Below are 19,206 nucleotides of genomic sequence, written 5' to 3'. Positions count from 1 at the left end.
GCCCGCGGCCCGTTCGATCGCGGACCGTTCGATCGCGGCGGCCAGGGCGGCGAAGTCACCCGTGAGCACCTGGGCCTGGCCCAGCTCGCAGCCCCACCGCTCGCGGACGGCGAACCGCAGCCGCAGCGCGAGCAGTGAGTCGCCGCCGCTGCGGATCCAGGTGTCCGACGGGGTCAGGCCCGCCTCGCCGAGCAGGTCGCCGGCGACCGCGAGCACCTCACGTTCCATGGGGGTGGCCGGGGCGCCGGGGCCGGCCGGGCGCCACGGCTGCAGCCCGAGCGCCAGCAGGGCGTCCTGATCGATCTTGCCGTTGGCGTTGCGGGGCAGCGTGCTGACGAGGTGCACCCGGTGCGGTCGCATGTAAGCGGGCAGGCTGGCCCGTACGTGCTCGTCGAAGGCCGTCCACGTGAGCGCCGGGCCGGCGACGACGAACGCCACCAATTCGGCGGTGCCGAAGCGCTGGTGCCGGGTCGAGCACACGAATGCCTGGCGGACGTCGGGGTGAGCGACGATGCGCCGTTCCAGCTCGCCCGGCTCGATGCGGAATCCGCGCACCTTGACCTGCCGGTCGACCCGCCCGGTGTACTCGATGTCGCCGTCGGGGGTGGTGCGGACGAGATCACCGGTGCGGTACCACCGGCCGGGGTGCCCCGGCAGCTCGACGAAGCGCGCCGCGGACTCCTGGGGAAGGTTGCGGTATCCGGCGGCGACTCCGGGGCCGCCGAGGAGCAGTTCGGCGCCGTCGAGCAGGACGGAGGTGCCCGGCAGCGGCCGGCCGATCGGTACGACGTCGCCGGTGAAGTCCCGCGGGATCGGGTGGCACAGCGCGAAGGTGGTCACCTCGGTCGGCCCGTAGACGTTGTAGAGCCGGGTGGCGCTCTGCGGGTTGTCGCGGTACCAGCGGCGGATCAGCGGCGCGTTGAGCTGTTCACCACCGACGAGGACCTGACCCACCCCGGCGAAGCAGTGCGGCTCCTGGTCGACGACGGCGTTGAACAGCGCGACGGTGACGAATGCGACATCGACCCGGTCGCGCAGCAGCGCCGCGGCCAGCGCCGCCGGGTCCTCGCCGGTGCCGGCGTCGATGATCACGCAGCAGCCGCCGGTGAGCAGCGGCACCCACACCTCGAAGCTCAGCGCGTCGAAGGCCGGGTTGGCCAGGCAGGCGAACCGCAGGCCCGCGGAGAGGTCGAGGTAGCCGGGCTCGGCGAGGCGCAGGATGCCGGCGTCGCGTACCTCGACGCCCTTGGGCTGCCCCGTGGTGCCCGAGGTGTAAAACACGAACGAGACCCCGGCGGAGTTCTCCGTGGAGTCCGCTGGGGGCAGTACGGCGTCAGCCGGGATGAGAAGGCCGTCGACGGTGTCCTCGTCGATGAGCAGCACGCTGCCCGAGTCGGCGCGCATGTGACCGCGCCGGTCGGGTGGGCTGGCCGTGTCGAGCGGCACCGCGGTGCAGCCCAGCCGTGAAATGCCCAGCAAGACCGCCACGAGTCGCCACGACCGGGGCAGGCCGACCGCGACCGCGTCGCCGGGGCGTACACCAGAATTGCCCAGGCCATGGGCCACACACGTGGCGGCGGCGTCGAGCTCGGCGTAGGTCAGCCGGTACGCGCCGTCGAGCACGGCGAGCGCGTCGGGAGTACGCCGCGCCTGGGCCAGGACGGCGGCCGCGAGGCGGTTCATGACGTACGCATCCGCGCATCGAGGCGGTCGAGCTCGGTCTGGACGAGGCGGGCGACGCGGTGCACCGCGTCGGACTCGAGGATCTCCCAGTGATCGCGGTGCAGCTCCTCGACGGTGAGCCCGTCGGAGTTGGCGCGGCGGCCCCAGAAGGTGCGGATCTCGTCGAGGAAGTCCACACCGCGCCCGGCGGTCGCCTGCAGCAGCACCAGCCGGGCCCGTGACGGCGGCGCGAGGTAGTCGCGCATGGTGCAGCGGTTGTGGTTGTAGATGCGGTGGTACTGGGCGATCTGGCGGTCGTCGATGCCGGGGTACATGCCGTTGAACCGGACCAGCTTGTCGCGGAACTCGGCCAGGTCGACCGTCTCGATGGCGGCGCGCACCTCGGGGTCGTCGGTACCCAGCGTGTCGAGCAGAAGCACGCTGATGTCGGTGTGCCCGGCCAGGGCGAGCCGGCGGCCCATCTCGTAGGCGACGAGCCCGCCGTAGGACAGCCCGGTGAGCACGAGCGGGCCGTCGCCCAGCCCGGCGATCTGGGCCAGGTACGACTCGGCCATGGCCTCGACCGTGGGCAGGAAGTCCTCGCCGGGGTTCACCCCGGGCGACTGGATGCCCCAGACGCCGCACTCCTCGGGCATGGCCTGTGCCAGGGTGAGGTAGCAGAACGCGGTGCCGCCGGCCGGGTGGACGCACACCACGCGCTGCCGGCCGGTACCGGCGCGGAACTCGATGAGGTTGCTGGGTGGCCGACCGTCGGTGCCGCGGCGCAGTCGGGCGCCGAGTGCCTCGATGGTCGGGTACAGCATGATGTCGCGTACCGGCAGGGGCACGCCGAACGCGTCGGTGATCGCGTGGGCCAGCTTGATCGCGGAGATCGACGTGCCGCCGACGTCGAAGAAGCTGTCGCCGATGCCGATGTTCGGGTGCAGCAGCAGCCGGGTCCACAGCTCGTACAGGGTCAGCTCGACATGGTCGCGCGGGGTGCTCTGGTTGACCGCGGCAGGCGCGTCGGACTCGGCGGCCCGCAGCAGCGCGTCGCGGTCGAGCTTGCCGTTGTCGGTCTGCGGCAACCGGTCCAGTTCGACGACCAGGCCGGGCACCATGTAGCCGGGCAGCCGGCCGGACAGCGCGTCGCGCCACTCGGCGAGCGGGCGAGGCGCGCTGTCGGTGGTGAGGCATACGCCGGCGACGAGCCGGGCCTCGCCGGTCGGGGCGGTGCCGACCACGACGGCGGCCTCGCGCACGCCCGGCAGGGCGCGCAGGGCCGCCTCGACCTCGCCGAGCTCGACCCGGTAGCCACGCACCTTGACCTGGGTGTCGCGGCGGCCGAGGAATTCCAGGGGGCCATCAGGCAGGGTTCGGGCCAGATCGCCGGTGCGGTACATCCGCTCACCGGGCACGAACGGATCGGGCAGGAACGCCGCGGCGCTCGCCGCGGGCCGGCCGAGGTAGCCGCGGGCCAGGCCGGCGCCGCCGATGTACACCTCGCCGGTAACCCCGGCCGGGACGGGTTCGAGGCGTTCGTCGAGCACGTACACGCGGGTATTGGCCAGGGGTGTGCCGATCGGGCAGGTACGCCGCAGCGGCCTGGGATCAGCGTAGGCGGTGCTGTAGACGGTGGTTTCGGTCGGCCCGTACCCGTTGCGGATGCGCAGGCCGGGCAGGGTCTCGATGATGCGGTGCAGCCCGGCCTCGGGCAGCGGTTCGACGCCGACGAGCAGCTGACGCAGGGCGAGGCCGGCGAGGCGGTCGGTGGGTGCCTCGGCGAGCCACCGCACGTAGGCCGGGGGCAGGTATGCGTGGGCGATGCGGTGCTCGCGCAGCCAGTACAGCAGTTCGGCCGGGTCGTCGCGGTACTTGTCGGGGACGAGGTGCAGGGTGCCGCCGGTGGTCAACGGCAGCAGGATCTCGTGGACGGACACGTCGAAGCCGATGCTCGACCAGAGCGCGGCGGGCTCACCGGGGATGGCGCCCATCGCCGTGACCCAGTCGTCGAGCAGGTTGGCGATCGCGCCGTGCGGCACGGCCACGCCTTTGGGGCGCCCGGCGGAGCCGGAGGTGTAGATGACGTAGGCGAGGCTGTCCGGGTGCACGTCGACGGGTTCGCATGTGGTGGCTGCCTCGAAAGCGGAAATGCCCTCGCCGTCGAGAACGAGCGCGGGTGCCGCGTCGGCGACCATGGCGGCGAGCCGTTCCCGGGGCAGGGCAGGGTCGAGCGGCAGGTAGGCGGCGCCGGCCTTGAGAATGCCGAGAATGCCGACCAGCAGGTCGATCGTCCGTCCACACTGGAGTCCGACGGATTGGCCGGGCCGCACCCCGTGCTCGGCCAGTGCCTGGGCGAGTCGGCCGGAGCGCCGGTCGAGGGTGGCGTAGTCGAGGCGGTCCGTGCCGGCCACGACCGCGGTCTGCTCCGGGCGCCGCCGGGCCTCGGCGCTGAAGCGGTGGGCGATCCCGACCGGGTGGACCGGCGGCCTGGCGGTGGCGTTGCGGCCGTACACGAGGTCGTCGCGTTCGGCCGGGTCGAGCAGTGGCAGCTCGCGCACCGGCAGGTCGGGGCGGCTCGCGATACCGGCGAGCAAGGTGTCGAAGTGCCGGGCGAAGCGGTCGATCGTGGTGTCGTCGAACAGGTCGGTGTCGTACTCGAAACGCACCGACAGTGCACCGCCGGGCAGCTCGGTCACCTCGACGGAAAGGTCGAACTTCGCGGTGGCGGTGCCGGTGTCGACCGGCGTCACGGCGAGACCGGGCAGCTCGAACCCGCCGCGCGGAAGGTTCTGCAGCACCAGCATGACCTGGAACAGCGGGCTGTGGCTGGGGCTACGCTGCGGGCGCAGGGCCTCGACGAGGCGTTCGAAGGGCAGGTCGGGGCTGGCCTGCGCGGCGAGCACGGTGTCGCGTACGTCGTCGCGCAGCTGGGTGAACGGGCTGGCCGGGTCGATGCGGGTGCGCAGCACGACGGTGTTGATGAAGTGCCCGATGAGGTCCTCGACGTCGCGGTGGCCCCGGTTGGCGAAGGGCGTGCCGAGACAGATGTCGTCCTGGCCGGTGTAGCGCCACAGCAGCACCGACAGCGCCGCCGCGAGCGTGCTGAACAGCGTGGTCTGCCCCGCCCACGACACCGCGTGCAGTCCACCGGCCACGGCCGCGTCGACGGTGGTGACCCTCGACTGCCCGGCGAAACGCTGCACCGCCGGGCGGGGCCGATCGGTCGGCAGGGCGAGCAGGTCGGGGGCACCCGCCAGCTGCCTGGTCCAATAGCCGAGCTGGCGCTGCAGTTCGCCGTCGTCGAGGCGGCGGCGCTGCCAGAGCACGTGGTCGGCGTACTGTACCGGAAGTTCGGGCAGCGACCGAGCGCCGACGAGGGCGGCGAATTCGCGCAGCAGGATGCCGATCGACCAGCCGTCGGCGACGATGTGGTGCACGGTGAGCAGCAGCCGGTACCGCTCGTCGGCGCAGCGCAGCAGCCGGGCCCGCAGCAGCGGGCCGGTGCTCAGGTCGAACGGCTCGTCGAAGGCGGCGGTCGTGGCCCTGTCGATCTCGGCCGGCGGCCGGCCGCGCAGGTCCATGACCGGCAGCGCCACCGGCCGGGGCGGATGCACCCGCTGCATCGGCTCGCCGTCGCGGGCGTCGAACGTCGTGCGCAGCGTCTCGTGCCGGCGCACCACCTCGGTGAGCGCCCGGGCCAGCACCTCGGCGTCGACCGGTCCGGTCAGATCGATGGCGACCGGATTGTGGTAGACCGGGTTGCCGGGGGCCAGCTGGTCGAGGAACCACAACTGGCGTTGCGCGAACGACAGCGGCACCGGCGCGCCCGGGTCGGGCCGCCGGTCGAGTGAGACAGGATCGCCGCCGCCGGTCAGGATGGCGATCAGCTCGGCCTTGTGCTGGCGCAGGGCCGCGACAAGGTCGGGGCTGAGCCGGCCGCGCGGTGCCCGGCAGCGCAGCCGGTCGCCGTCGACCTCGATGGATATCGACGAACGGTTGAACAGGTCGAGCAACTCGTAGGCGTTCATATTTCGATGTCTTCCATGTCGTCCAGGTCCACCGTGGAGCCGGGTGCTGCCGGGCGGCCTCCGACCATCGAGTAGATGAGCTGGTGGCTGGCTCCGAGATCGAACAGCGCCTCGATGTCGGCGTCCACCAGGGAGCCGATGCCGCACAGGCCAAGCCCGTACTCGGGCGCGGTCATGGTGAGCAGCTGGGCCATCCCGCCGGCCTCGACCTGGCAGAACCCGGCGGCGGCCTCGCCGTAGAGCGGCTCGATGGCGTCCAGCTCGGCGATGAGGAACAGGGCGAAGGCGGCCTGCTCGTAGACCGGGCGGTTGACGAAGTAGTCGTAGGAGTCGGCGGACAGCTCCCGGCCGGTGCCGAGGGCGACGAGCCGGTGGCCGTCCGGATCGTGGTAGTAGGCTCCGGCGGGCACTCCATCGACCCGGCCCGGCTTGATGTAGAGGTAGGTCTGCACCGGGTAGAGGCCGCCGGCCGAGGCGTAGAGGAACTTCGGCGCGCCGTCGACATCGCGCCGGACCAGGCTGCCGAGAAGGCCGGCCAGCATCGCCGGGGCCATCGGTGCACGATCGAAGTGCCGGGTGGAGCGGAAGCGTTCGTAGCGGTCGTCGGTGCCGTCGGCGGTGCCGAGGGTGATGGCCGGCGCGGACTCCTCGACGTGGCGGCGACCGGCGGCGCGAGCCTTCAGCGCGGCCCGCTGCGACGGGTCGACGATCACCTTCGCGCCCTGCCGGGCGGTCGCGGCGATGCGGGTGTTGGTGGCGTCCTGCTGATACATGGCGAACAGCTCGGCGACGGTCGGGCGGCGCATGAACCGGGCCAGATTCGGGCGGAACGTGAGGTCCTGGTCGAGCGCGTTGGCGATGCGCACCATGTCGATCGAGGTGGCACCGAGCAGGAGCAGGTTGTCGTGCACGGGTACCGCGTCGCGGCCGAGGATCCCGGCGACGATCGTGCAGATCCGGGCGACGACGGGGTCCTGCGGGTCGGAGACCTCCGGGGCCGGCGCGGCGGGCTCGGGCAGCCGCGACCGGTCGAGTTTCGCGTTGGCCGACAGCGGCAGCGCGTCGAGAAAGGTGATCGTGGCCGGCACCATGTAGCCGGGCAACTGACCGGCCAGGTGCTCGCGCAGCTGCCCGGCCGTGACCGAGCCGTCGGTGACCACGTAGCCGGCCAGGCGTTTGGCCTCCTGCGCGGCGCCGTACAGCTTGACGGCGGCGGCCCGGACCGCCGGGTGGGCGCGCAGTGCCACTTCGATCTCGCCCAGCTCGATCCGGTAGCCCTGGACCTTGACCTGGTCGTCCTCGCGGCCAAGGAACTCGATGGAGCCGTCGGGCAGCAGTCGTCCGAGGTCGCCGGTGCGGTAGAGCCGCTCGCCGGTGACCGGGTGGGTGATGAACGCGGCGGCGGTGCGGGCGTCGTCGCCGCCGCGGTAGCCCTGAGCCAGGCCGATTCCGCCGATGTACAGCTGCCCGGCGGCCCAGACCGGCCGGGGTGCCAGGGCGCCGTCGAGGACGTGGAACGATTGCCCGGCCATGGCCGTGCCGTAGGGGATGCTGCGGGCGGCCGGGTCGACGGCGCCGACCGGGTGGTGGATCGACCAGATCGACGCCTCGGTCGCGCCACCGAGGCTGTGTACGGCGATGCCGGGGCGCAGTGCCCGGATGCGGTCGGGCAGCGGCACCGGGATCCAGTCGCCGGACAGCATGGCCAGGCGCAGCGAGGCGGGCAGCGAATGTCCGGCCTCGGCGTATTCGACGAGGAGTCCGAGCAGTGCGGGCACCGAGTTCCACACGCTGACCTGGTGGGTGTGCAGGCGATCGAGCCAGTGCGCCGGGTCGCGGGCCATCTCCGGTTCGAGCGTGACGACGGCGGCGCCGGCGCCGAGCGTGCCGAAGATGTCCCACACCGACAGGTCGAAGCTCAGCGCGGACAGGGCGAGCACCCGGTCGGTGGGGCCGACACCGAACCGCTCGTTGACGTCGAGGATGGTGTTGACGGCGCCGCGATGGTCGATCTGCACGCCTTTGGGCCGGCCGGTGGAGCCGGAGGTGTAGATGACATATGCCAGATCGGTAGCGGCGACGCTCACCGGGACCAGGGCGGGTCCGCCGGGGCTCACGTCGAGGTCGGGTCCGAGCACCAGGCGGGCCCCGGACTCGGCGACGAGCCGGTCCCGGCGCTCCTGCGGCCAGTCCGGGTCGAGCGGCAGGTAGGCGCCGCCGGCGTAGAGCACCGCGAGGGTGGCCACGACCTGGTGCCAGCCCCGCTCGGTGAGCACCGCGACGAGGTCGCCGTGCTCGACGCCCTGCGCCTGGAGCCTTCCGGCCAGGTTCCGCGCCTCGGTGCGCAGCGTGGCGTAGCTGAGCCGGCGGTCGGCGGCGAGCACGGCGTCGGCGCCGGGGCTGGCCAGGGCCTGCCGGTCGAACAGCTCGTGCAGCAGCGGCCGGTCCGCCAGGTCAGCGGGCAGCACCGGCGGGGCAAGCGGGGAGGCCACCGGCAGCAGGCGGTCCACCGTGTACTGCCAGGCGGCCGGGTCGGCGAGGGTGTCGAGCAGGCCGCGGTAGGCGTCGAACATGCTGCCGATGAGGCCCTCGGGGAACAGTTCGATGACACTGTCCCAGTTGGTCAGCAGCCGGCCGCCGACCTCGGCGACGGTGTGGTCGAGCCAGACCTGCGGGGTCTGGGTGATGCCGTGTACGACCCGGCCGCCGAGCCCGTCGGCGAGGTCGATGGCGGTGCCGTCGCCGATGTCGGCGAGCGTGCTGTTGAACACGATCGGCATGGCCGCCTGCGGGGTGCCGCGTGCCTCGGCGATGAGCCGGTTGACCTGCACCCCGCTCACCGCCGAGTGGTCGATGTCGTGCCACATCCGCAGCTGCACGGCGCGGGCGGCCTCGGCGAACGAGGCGGCCGGGTCGAGCTGCACCTCCACCAGCACCAGGGAGGTGAAGTCGCCGATCACCGCGTTGACGCCGGGGTGCAGCGGCAGCCGGTGGAACAGCGGCAGGCTCAGGGTGAATCGCGGGTGCCGGCTCCACCGGGCGAGCACCTGCGCGAACGCGGTGAGCAGCAACGCCGACGGGGTGACCGAGTGCTGCCCGGCAAGGTCCTTGAGCTTGCTCCACCGCGGCGCCGGGACTACCCCGTCGAAGCGGGTGAACCGGGGCGCCTCGATGGTCTCCGGCTGGCGGATCAGGGGCAGATCGGGTGCCGGGGCCAGTTCGGCGGCTCGTTCCCGCCAGTAGGTCAGGGCGCGCCGGTAGCGGGGGCCGTCGCGGTGGGTCCGCTCGGCCAGGACGTAGTCGCGGAAGGTGAGCCCGATCGGCGGCAGCTCGGCGGCGGGGTCCCGGTAGAACAGGGTCAGCTCGTGTTCGAGCAGCCGGGTACTGGCCACGTCGACGACGAGCGCGTCGAGGCTCATGTGCAGCCGGGTCTGCCCATCGAGGATGGTCACCGCAAACTCGAACAGCGGCCACCGCGCGGCGTCGAAGACCTGCGCGGCCATCCTGTCGCGGACGGCCGCGAGCCCGGCCTCGGCGGTCCCCGCATCGAGGCCGCGCAGGTCGGTGCGGGCCGGGCGGTATCGCGGGGCGGCCGGTTGGACCTGCTGGGTGCCGTCGGGGTGGAAGACCACGCGCAGCATGTCGTGCCGGTCGATGAGCCGGTTGACGGCGTCTTCGAACCGGTCCGGGTCGAATTCGGCGAAGCGAATCTCGGTGTAGCCGTGCGCGCCGACCCCACCCAGCTCGATGGTGCCGCTGCGCCCGACCCAATATGCCTGCTGGATGTCGGTGAGGGGGAACGGCGCGAACCGCCCGGCCGGGTCGGCCTCGATCGGCGGTGGCGCATCCGCGCGGTCGGTCGCCTCCGCCGCGGCAGCCGCGAAGTCGGCCAGGACCGGCTGCTGGAACAGCGTACGCAAGGACAGCCGGGCGCCGAGGCGCTGCTCGACGATGTGCAGCAGCCGGGTGGCCAGCAGTGAGTGCCCGCCGAGGGCGAAGAAGTCGTCGTGGACGCCCACCCGGTCGCGGCGCAGCACCTCGGCCCAGATCCCGGCCATCTGTGCCTCGTGCTCGGTGCGCGCCGCGACGTAGCGCTCGTCGTCGCCACCGGAGTCCGGTGCCGGCAGCGCCCGCCGGTCGACCTTGCCGTTGGCGGTCAGCGGCAGCCGGTCCAGGCGCACCCATCGGGTCGGCACGAGGTGCTCGGGCAGCGCCCGCCGCACAAAGTCACGGGCCTGCTCGACGGTGGCGGTACCGGCGAGGTAGCCGGTCAGGTAGGCGCCGCCGGGCTCGTCCTCGTGGCGCAGCACCGCCGCCTCGCGCACCCCGGGCGCCTGCAGCAGGGCATGTTCGACCTCGCCCAACTCGACCCGGAAGCCGCGCACCTTCACCTGGGTGTCGGCGCGCCCGACGAAGTCGATGACGCCGTCGGCGCGGCGCCGGGCCAGGTCGCCGCTGGCGTACATGCGGCTGCCGGGCGGGCCGAACGGGTCGGGCCGGAACACCGCGGCGGTCGGGCCGGGCCGGTTGAGGTATCCGCGAGCGAGCCCGGCGCCGGCGATGTAGATCTCGCCGACGACACCGACCGGTACCGGTTCGAGATGCTGGTCGAGCAGGTAGACGCGGGTGGCGGCGAGGGGCCGGCCGACCGGTGGCAGGGCGGGCCAGTGGGCTGCGTCGGCGACGGCGAGCGTGTGCTGGGTGGCGACGTGGGTCTCGGTCGGGCCGTACTGGTTGTGCAGGTAGGCCCCGCCGAGCCGGGTGAGCAGCCGGCGCAGGTCGTCGTTGACCCGCAGTGCCTCACCGGCGGTGACGATCTCACATCGGCCCGCCGCGGCAGTGGCCGGTGCGGCGGCTGTGAGGTTGGCCAGGTGGTGCAGCACGGCGGCGGGTAGGAAGGCCCGCTCGATGCGCTGCTCGGCGATGAGGTCGCGCAGCTCGCCGAGGTCCTTGCGGTGGTCGTCATCGAGCAGCACCAGGGTCCCACCGGCGCAGAGCGTGGTCCAGATCTCCTGGAACGAGACGTCGAAGCCGATCGAGGCGAACTGCAGCACCCGGGCAGGCATCGGGTTTTCCGGCGTGGCCTGGCGCAGCTGCCAGTCGATCAGGTTGTCCATGGCCCGCCAGGTCTGCGCCACGCCTTTCGGTGTTCCCGTGGTGCCGGAGGTGTAAAGCACATAGGCGAGGTTGTCGTCGACCGGTGCCCGGCCCGGAATCGGAGCGTCGCCGAGCTCGTCGCCGACGGTGAGCACCGCGGGCGGGTCGTCGAGCGCGGCCGTGACCTCGGCCGTCACCGCGTCGGTGGCCTTCTCGGCGAGCAACGCCACGGGCCGGCAGTCGCGTACGAGCCCGGCGAGGCGCCCGACCGGATGGTCGGGGTCGAGCGGGACGTACGCGGCGCCGGCCTTGAGCGCGGCGACGACCGCGACGATCAGGTCGGGTGAGCGGCGCAGACACAGTCCGACGAGCCGGTCTGGCCCGGCGCCGTGCCGCACGAGCCGCGCGGCCAGCCGGTCGGCCCGGGCGTCGAGTTCGGCGTAGCTCAGAGTCTGCTGCGCGAGCGTCACCGCAGCCGCGCCGGGTGCCCGGCGCACCTGGTCGGCGAACCGGTCGCGGATCCCGCGCAGCGGCGGTGGCACCGGCCGGTTCCAGCCGGTGACGAGGCGCTTGCGCTCGGCCGCGTCGAGCAACTCGACCGCACCCAGTGGACGGTCGGGGCGTGCGGCCAGCCCGGCGAGCGCCGCACGCAGGTAGCCGGCCCACCGCTGTGCGGTCCCGGCGGTGAACAGTGCGGTGGCGTACTCGAGGGCGCCGGTGATCCGCCCGCCGTCCTCCTGCAGCGACAGGGCAAGGTCGAACTTGGCCGCGCTCCACGGTGCGGGCCGGTCGATCGCCTCGATGCCGGGCATGGCGACCGGCGCGTCGGCGGTGTGCTGCCAGGCGAACATCGCCTGGAACAGCGGCGTATGCGCGAGGCTGCGCGGCGGGTTGACCAGCTCGACGACATGTTCGAAGGGCAGGTCCTGGTGGTCGAGCGCGGCCAGAGTCGTGTCCCGCACCAGCCGGACCAGCTCGGCGCCGGTGTACGGGCCGGTCAGGTCGATGCGCAGCGCGAGCGTGTTGACGAAGAAGCCGATGAGCCCGTCCAGCTCGGTGCGGCGCCGGTTGGCGGTCGGCGTGCCGACGACCAGGTCGGCCTGCCCGGACAGCCGGGACAACACGAGCGCCCAGCCGGCCAGCAGGACCATGAACAGGGTCGCGCCGGTGTCAGCGGCCAGCGCGCGTAAGGCGGTGGTCAGTTCGGCGTCGAGCTCGACCGGCACGGTGGCGCCGCGGAAGTCCTGTTCGGCCGGGCGCGGATGATCCAGCGGCAGCTCCAGCAGGGCCGGTGCGCCGTGCAGTGCCCGCAGCCAGAACTGCTCCTGCCGCCGAGCCGTCTCGCAGGTGATCCACTCCTGCTGCCAGACGGCGTAATCGGCGTAGCGGACCGGCAACGGCGCGAGGGTCTGCCCGGCGTAGAGGGCGCCGAGCTCGCGCAGCAGCACGCCGAACGACCAGCCGTCGGCGACGATGTGGTGCAACGTCACCAGCAGCACACACTGGTCGGGGGCGAGCACGACCAGCCGCCACCGGGCGGGCGGCCCGGCGACGAGGTCGAACGGGTCTGTCACGGCGGCGTCGACCAGCTCGGCGAGTCGCTGCTCGGCGTCGGAGCGTCCGGTGAGGTCGGTGACGGTCAGCTCCGGTGCCGGCCCGAGATCCTGCAGCGGTTCCCCGGCCCGCACGACGAACCGGGTGCGCAGCGTGTCGTGCCGTTCGGCGAGCGCGTCGAGAGCCCGGCTCAGCGCGGGCCGGTCGAGCCAGCCGCGCAATTCCAGCACGAGCGGCATGTGGTACGCCTCGGCCGCCCCGTCGAGCTGGGTGAGCAGCCACAGCCGGCGCTGGGCGAACGACACCGGCACCGGCCCGGTCCGCGGAATCGGCGTGATCGGCGTCAGCGGTTCGGCGGTTTCCTGCGGGGCCAGCCGGGCGGCGAGCGCGGCGAGGGTCGGCGCGGCGAACAGGATGGCCGGCGGGAACTCGTGGCCGAGGGTGGCGCGTACCTTCGCGGCGAGCCGCAGCGCGAGCAGCGAGTGCCCGCCGAGGGCGAAGAAGTCGTCGTGCTGGCCGACGCGTTCCACACCGAGCAGCTCGGCCCACAGCCCGGCCAGGGCAGTCTCCAGTGGACCGTCCGGAGCGGCGTACGCCCGCGGATCGGGCGGGCCCGGCACGGGCAGTGCGCGGCGGTCGACCTTGCCGTTCGGGGTAAGCGGCCAGGCCAGGACGCGCACGAGGACGGCCGGGACGAGGTGGGCGGGCAGCGCGTCGGCGAGCCAGCGGCTCAGCTCCGGTACGTCCTGCCGGGCCCGGTAGTAGCCGAACAGGTTGCCGCCGTTGACGGTGACGACGGCGTCGCGGACGTCGGGGTGGGCGGCGATGCGGGTCTCGATCTCACCGAGCTCGATGCGCAGGCCACGCACCTTCACCTGGTGGTCCCGGCGGCCGGCGAACTCCAGCTGCCCGTCGGGCAGCCGGCGGGCCAGATCGCCGGTGCGGTATAGACGCTCCCGGGCGACGAACGGGCTGTTCCGGAACCGGTCGGCGGTCAGCTCGGGCCGGTTGAGGTAGCCGCGGGCCACCCCGGCGCCGCCGATGTGCAGTTCGCCGAGGACGCCGGCCGGCACCGGTTCGCCGCGCTCGTCGAGCAGGTAGATGCGGGTGTTGGGCAGCGGCCGGCCGATCGCCAGCCGCCGCACGGCCGACGGGTCCGCCGGCACGAGATGGTAGGCGCTGTCGACGGCGGCCTCGGTGACGCCGTAGGCGTTGATGACCCGTACGGCGGGGCCGCACAGCCGCCGCAGCCGGGCCGCGTCGGCGGCGCTCCACACGTCGGAGCCGCACAGGATGGTGGTCAGGCCGGTGAGGTCGCCGCCGGTGTCCTCGAGGTGGTCCAGCAGCGGCAGCAGGGTCGCCGGGACGATGTCGAGCAGGTCGACGTGGTGCTCGCGGATGGTGGCGTGCAGGGCGGCCGGGTCGGCCATCGTCTCGCGTGGGCACAGCACGAGGGTGCCGCCGAAGCCGAGGCTGCGTACGACGTCCGCGGTGAACACGTCGAAGGAGAACCCGGCCAGTTGCAGGTGCACCAGGCCGGGGCGCAGGTCGAGGACGCGTTGCCAGGCCGCGGCGACGGCGAGGATGGTGCGGTGCTCGACGAGCACGCCGTTGGGCCGGCCGGTCGTGCCGGAGGTGTAGATGAGGTAGGCCAGCGACCGCGGCGTTCCGGCCGGCGCCAGGTCGGTGTCCGGGCCCTCGGCCCAGGTGAATGCATCCAGGTCGAGGCAGCCGGGGATGCGCCCGCCGGTGCTCAGCACGGCCACCGGGGTGCTGTCGGCGAGCATGTCGGCGAGGCGCTGCGGCGGATGGTCCCGGTCGAGCGGCAGGTATGCGGCGCCGGCCTTGAGCACGGCGAGCACCGCGGTCACGGCCAGGGCGCAGCGGTCCAGGCAGATCCCGACGATGCTGTCCGGACCGGCCCCGAGGCTGCGCAGGTGGTGGGCGAGGCGGTTGGCCCGCCGGTTCAGCTCGCCGTACGTGAGCCGTTCGGTGCCGTCGACGACCGCGACGGCGTGCGGGTCGCGAGCGGCGTGGGCCTCGAAGAGCTGGTGCAGCAGCAGGTCCTTGGGCACGGCGATGCTCTCGCGGTTGCCGTCGTCGAGCAGCTGCCGCCGTTCGGCTGCGGTGAGCAGCCGCAGGTCGCGGACCGGCCGGTCCGCGGTGCTCAGCTGGCCGAGGACGTGCCGCAGGTGGCCGGCGCACCGGCGCACGGTGGCCTCGTCGAACAGCGCCGCGGCATACTCGAGCTCACCGAAGACCCGGCCGTCACGTTCGAGCAGGCCGAGGGTGAGGTCGAACTTGGCCGTCGCCCACGGCGGCTGTTGCGCGGTGACGGTGAGGCCGGGCAGATCGAGGCCGGTGCCGGTGACGTTCTCCCAGGCGACCATGCTCTGCACGATCGGCGGATACGCCGGGCTGCGCGGCGGGCTGATCAGCTCGACGACCCGTTCGAAGGGCACGTGCTGGTGTTCGAGGGCGCCGAGCACGCTGTCACGCACCCGGCCGAGCAGGTCGCGCACGCCGATCTCGTCGTCGACGCTGACCCGCAGAGCGACCGTGTTGGTGTAGAGCCCGACGGCGGTCTCGTCCTCGGCTGTCGGCCGGTTGGCGACCGGGGTGCCGACCACGACGTCGGACTGCCCGGCGAGCCGGGACAGGACGACGAGCCAGCCGGTCAGCACGGTCATGAACAGAGTCGTGCCGGTCTCGGCGGCGAGGGCGCTCAGCGATGCGGTCAGCTCGGCGTCGAGGGTCAGCTCGATCATGCCGCCGGTGTAGTCCTGTTCGGCCGGCCGGGGCCGGTCGGTGGGCAGGTCCAGCAGGGTCGGCGCGCCGTCGAGGGCCTCACACCAGTACGTCTCGTGCTCGACCGCAACGGTCCGGCCGGCCGACGTGGTCGGCAGCTGCGGCAGTGTGTCGCCGCGGTACAGCGCACCCAGCTCGCGGCGCAGCACGGCCAGGGACCAGCCGTCGGCGATGAGGTGATGCAGGGTCAGGGCGAGCAGGTGCTCGTCGGGGCTGACCGCGATGAGCCGGGCCCGCAGCAGCGGCCCGGTCTCGAGGTCGAACGGGGCTGCTGCGGTGCCTTCGAGGATTCCAGGTTCCGGGTCGTGGACGGTGAGCACGCCGGTGGCCGGCGGGTCGATGTGTTGCCGCAGCACTCCGTCGCGCTCCGTGAACCGGGTGCGCAGGGCGGCGTGCCGGGCGACGAGGTGGTCGACGGCCCGGCTCAGCGCATCGCGGTCGAGCGGGCCGTTCAGCCGGTACACCAGCGGCATGTGGTAGGCCGCGGAGGCTGTGCCGTCGAGCCGGGCGAGGAACCAGAGTCGTTGCTGGGCGGGTGACGCCGCGACAGTGGACAGCCCGAGGGCGGCCGCGCACGCGTGGCGCAGGGCCTGCGGATAGGTGGCGGCGAGGGCGTCCGGGTCACCGGTGGCGTGGGCCTCGGCGAGCAGGCGGGCGTTGGCGGTGGTGTTCGCGGCGGTGAAGGCTGCGAGGTTGGCGTCGGTGCTGAGCGCGGCGTACGTCCGGGCGAACTCGACGGTTTCGGCCTCGGTGAAGTCGTTGTCGGTCGCGTAGCTCACGCCGCTGGCGTGGGCGAGCGCCCAGGCGTCGGCGTAGCCGTAGGCCTTGTGGTAGACGGCGCGCAGTACCGGTTCCAGGGCGGCCTGCCACTGCGGTGCGGTGGCGCTCGTGCCGTGCAGCGCGGTGAGACGGTCGGCGTCGGCCGGTGCCACGATCCCGGCCTCGACGAGGCGCGGCAGGTCGTCGATCATCGCAGCAGTTCCTCGACGTCGGCATCGGTGAGCACGTCGAGGAAGTCATCCCCCGCCGGCACCTCGATGGCTTTCGCCAGGGCGGCCATCGTCGGGTTGTCGAACAGTGCCCGCACCGGCAGTTCGACGCCGTAGCGGGCACGCAGGCGGGTCATCAGCTGCGCGGCGGTGAAGGAATGCCCGCCGAGGGCGAAGAAGTTGTCGTCGACGCCGACCGGTCCGGCCCGGCCCAGCAACTCACCGACCAGCGCGGTCAGCTCCCGCTCGACCGGGGTCTCGGCGGCCCGGCCCGGCCCTTCGGTCCGGCCGGCGGCACCCCACTGCGGCTCGGGCAGCACGCTCGGGTCGACCTTGCCCCGCTCGGTGCGCGGCAGCTCCGGGACCGTCACGAACGCGGCCGGGACCATGTACCCGGGCAGGAACCGGTGCAGGTGCTCCAGCAGACCGTCCGGCGGGTCGCCCGCGCCTTCCCGTACGACGAGGTAGGCGGCCAGGCGCAGGTCGCCGCTCGGCCCACTGCTCGCGGTGACGAGTGCGTCGACGACGCCGGGGTGGCGGCGCAGCACTGCCTCGATCTCGGCCGACTCGACCCGGAAGCCGCGCACCTTGAGCTGCCGGTCGGCGCGGCCGAGGATCTCCAGCCGTCCGTCCGGGCGCCAGCGGCCCAGGTCGCCGGAGCGGTACAGCCGCTCGCCCGGGGTGAACGGGTCGGGCAGGAACTTCTCCGCCGTGAGGCCGGGCGCCCCGCGGTAGCCGCGGGCAAGGCAGGCGCCGCCGAGGTAGATCTCGCCGGTGACCATCGGTGGGACGGGCCGCAGCTGCTCGTCGAGGACGTAGGCTCGGCTGCCGGGGAACGCCACGCCGACGTCGAGCGGCCCGGTGCGGTCGGTGACGACGGCGCCGGTGCAGTAGACGGTCGTCTCGGTCGGCCCGTACAGGTTGCACAGCGCGACCTCCGGCCCCTCCATCAGCGCGGTGGCCAGGTCACGGGCGATCGCTTCGCCGCCCGTGACCCGCACCCGCACCGTGTCCGGCACGCCGCCGGCCGCGGCCAGCATGCGCCAGGTCGTCGGGGTGGCCTGCACAACCGTGACCTCGTCGGCTTCGAGCATGCGGCGCAGCAGCTGTCCGTCGATCGCGATGTCGTCGGGTACGACGATGCGCGTTGCGCCGGTCAGCATGGGCATCAGCTGCTCGACCACGGAGATGTCGAAGGCGAGCGTGGCCAGGGTGGCCATGCGGTCGCCGGGCCGGATCGGCAGCAGGTCGCGCAGTGCGAGCAGCAGCGCGCCGACCGCTCCCTGGGTGACGGTGACCGCCTTGGGGCGCCCGGTGGTGCCGGAGGTGAACAGCTCGTAAGCCGCGGCGGTCGGCGGTACGGCCACCGGCTCGGTTCTTCCCGCGGACCCGGCCAGGTCGGCCAGGTCGAGCACGTGTTCTGCCTCGAGGTCGGACGTGAGCAGAGCCCGGTGGGTGATGAGCGTACGGACGCCGGCGTCGGCCAGCATGCCGCGCAGCCGCTCGACCGGGGCGGCCGGGTCGAGCGGCAGATAGGCTCCGCCGGTCCACCACACGCCGAGCACCGCCGGCAACGCCCAGGCCGAGCGGGGCAGCAGGATCGCCACCGTGTCCTGCACGGCAGAGCCCCGCTCACGCAGCGCGGCGGCGATTCGCTCGACGGTGTCGCGCAGGTCGCCGATGCACGCCGGCGCCAGCAGTGCGGTGGCGGTGGTGTCGGCGGGCGCGGGCCCGGTGCCGGGTGGCCACGCCACGGCCACGAGGTCACGGGTCGCCGGGGTAACGACGTCCACATCGGACACGCGTACGGTGCTTTCCGTGGCCAGCTGCTCCAGGGTGAGCCGTATCGCGTCGGCGATCCGCCGGGCGCCGTCGGGGCCGAACAGGTCGGTGAGGTAGTTGAGCCGCCCGGTCAGCACGCCCGGGCCGTCGGTGACGGTCAGCTCCAACTCGAACTTGCCGGTGCCGTTCGCAATGAGCTCCGGCTGCCAGCGCAGCCCCCCGGTAGCCGTGGCCGACCACGGGTCCTCCACGGCGCAGAGCACCTGCACCAGGGGCAGCCGGGTCTGGCTGCGCTCCGGCCGGCACAGCTCCACCACCCGGGCGAACGGCACCTCCTGGTGAGCCAGGGCCCGCGTGGTGGCGGTGTGCACCCGGTCGACGAGCGTGGCCAGGCCGGGGTCGCCGCGCAGGTCGACCCGGACGGCGACGGTGTTGACGAACAGGCCGGCGACAGTCTCGGTCTCGGCGCGGGTGCGGGCCGAGACCGGTACGCCGATGAGCAACTCCTCGGCGGCGCCGAAGCGGGCCAGGACGGTGGCGTAGGCGGCGGCCACCATGGCGAACAGCGTGCCGGACCGTTCCCGGGCCAGCGACCGGAGCCGCTCGGCGGTCTGCTCGTCCACCGTGAACGCGACCTCGTCGGCGGCGAAGCGCTGCCTGGCCGGGTAGGGCCGTTCGACCGGCAGCGTCAGCTCGGCGGGCGCGCCGGCCAGCTCGGCGGTCCAGAACCGTTCGGCGTCGGCGAACCCGCCGGCGTCGGCGTGCTCGAACTGCCACTGGGTGAAGTCGGCGTACTGCAGCGGCGGCTCCGGCGTCACAGCCCCATCGGCCGCATAGTCGGCGACCAGTTCCTGGAACAGCTGCCGGAACGTCCAGCCGTCGGCGACGATGTGGTGCACGACGACGGCCAGCACGTGCCGCCCGGTGCCCAGGCGCAGCAGCACGGCCCGGACGAGCGGCCCGGCGGCCAAGTCGAACGGCGTTGCCGCGAGCGCCCGGATCCGGTCGCGGGCGGTCTGCGGGTCGGCATCCTCCGCGCGAAGCCGGGCGGCGGCGGTGTCCTCGTCGATGACCTGGATGGGTTCCCCGGTGTCGTCCCGCACGGTCGTGCGCAGCGCCTCGTGCCGCTGCACGGCAGCGTCCCAGGCACGGGCGAGGGCCCCTTCGTCGAGCGGGCCGTCGAGCCATACCGCCCAGCCGATGACGTAGTTGGCCTGGCCCGGGTCGAGCCGGTCGAGCAGCCACATGCGCCGCTGCGCGTACGAGGCCGGGAATTCGAACAT

The 19,206-nt window shown here is 73.3% G+C and carries 4 protein-coding genes (1 of these 4 only partly in view); all 4 read right to left on the bottom strand.

Annotated elements, in window-relative coordinates:
• Tightly spaced (each overlapping or abutting the next), the 4 genes in view from ACMCNK_RS34475 to ACMCNK_RS34460 form a layout consistent with a single transcriptional unit that may run on beyond the window.
• Window positions 1-1,683, bottom strand: the 5' portion of a protein-coding gene (locus ACMCNK_RS34475; protein WP_412740511.1) for an SDR family NAD(P)-dependent oxidoreductase. It extends 7,002 nt beyond the left edge of the window; the window shows 1,683 of its 8,685 coding nt (coding positions 1-1,683); the start codon lies at window positions 1,681-1,683; the stop codon falls past the left edge of the window.
• Complete coding sequence (locus ACMCNK_RS34470; protein ID WP_412740510.1) at window positions 1,680-5,693, bottom strand: amino acid adenylation domain-containing protein; 4,014 nt, start codon at window positions 5,691-5,693, stop codon at window positions 1,680-1,682. Before ACMCNK_RS34470 ends, ACMCNK_RS34475 begins: the two co-directional genes overlap by 4 nt.
• Window positions 5,690-16,123, bottom strand: coding sequence for an amino acid adenylation domain-containing protein (locus ACMCNK_RS34465; protein WP_412740509.1), 10,434 nt, complete (start codon window positions 16,121-16,123; stop codon window positions 5,690-5,692). Before ACMCNK_RS34465 ends, ACMCNK_RS34470 begins: the two co-directional genes overlap by 4 nt.
• On the bottom strand, window positions 16,120-19,206 hold the full coding sequence (locus ACMCNK_RS34460) for a non-ribosomal peptide synthetase (RefSeq protein ID WP_412741078.1): 3,087 nt from the start codon (window positions 19,204-19,206) through the stop codon (window positions 16,120-16,122). The genes ACMCNK_RS34465 and ACMCNK_RS34460 overlap by 4 nt, the downstream gene beginning before the upstream one ends.

The organism is Krasilnikovia sp. MM14-A1259 (genome assembly GCF_047159535.1).
In the GTDB taxonomy this organism is placed as follows: Bacteria; Actinomycetota; Actinomycetes; order Mycobacteriales; family Micromonosporaceae; genus Actinoplanes.
Note: the sequence above shows the minus strand (reverse complement) of the source record. Positions and strands in the feature narration are given on the sequence as shown.

Bases quoted from the DNA above. Each gene is read 5' to 3' on its own strand.
- ACMCNK_RS34470 (WP_412740510.1), bottom strand. From the start codon at position 5,693: ATGAACGCCTACGAGTTGCTCGACCTGTTCAACCGTTCGTCGATATCC.
- ACMCNK_RS34465 (WP_412740509.1), bottom strand. From the start codon at position 16,123: ATGATCGACGACCTGCCGCGCCTCGTCGAGGCCGGGATCGTGGCACCG.
- ACMCNK_RS34460 (WP_412741078.1), bottom strand. From the start codon at position 19,206: ATGTTCGAATTCCCGGCCTCGTACGCGCAGCGGCGCATGTGGCTGCTC.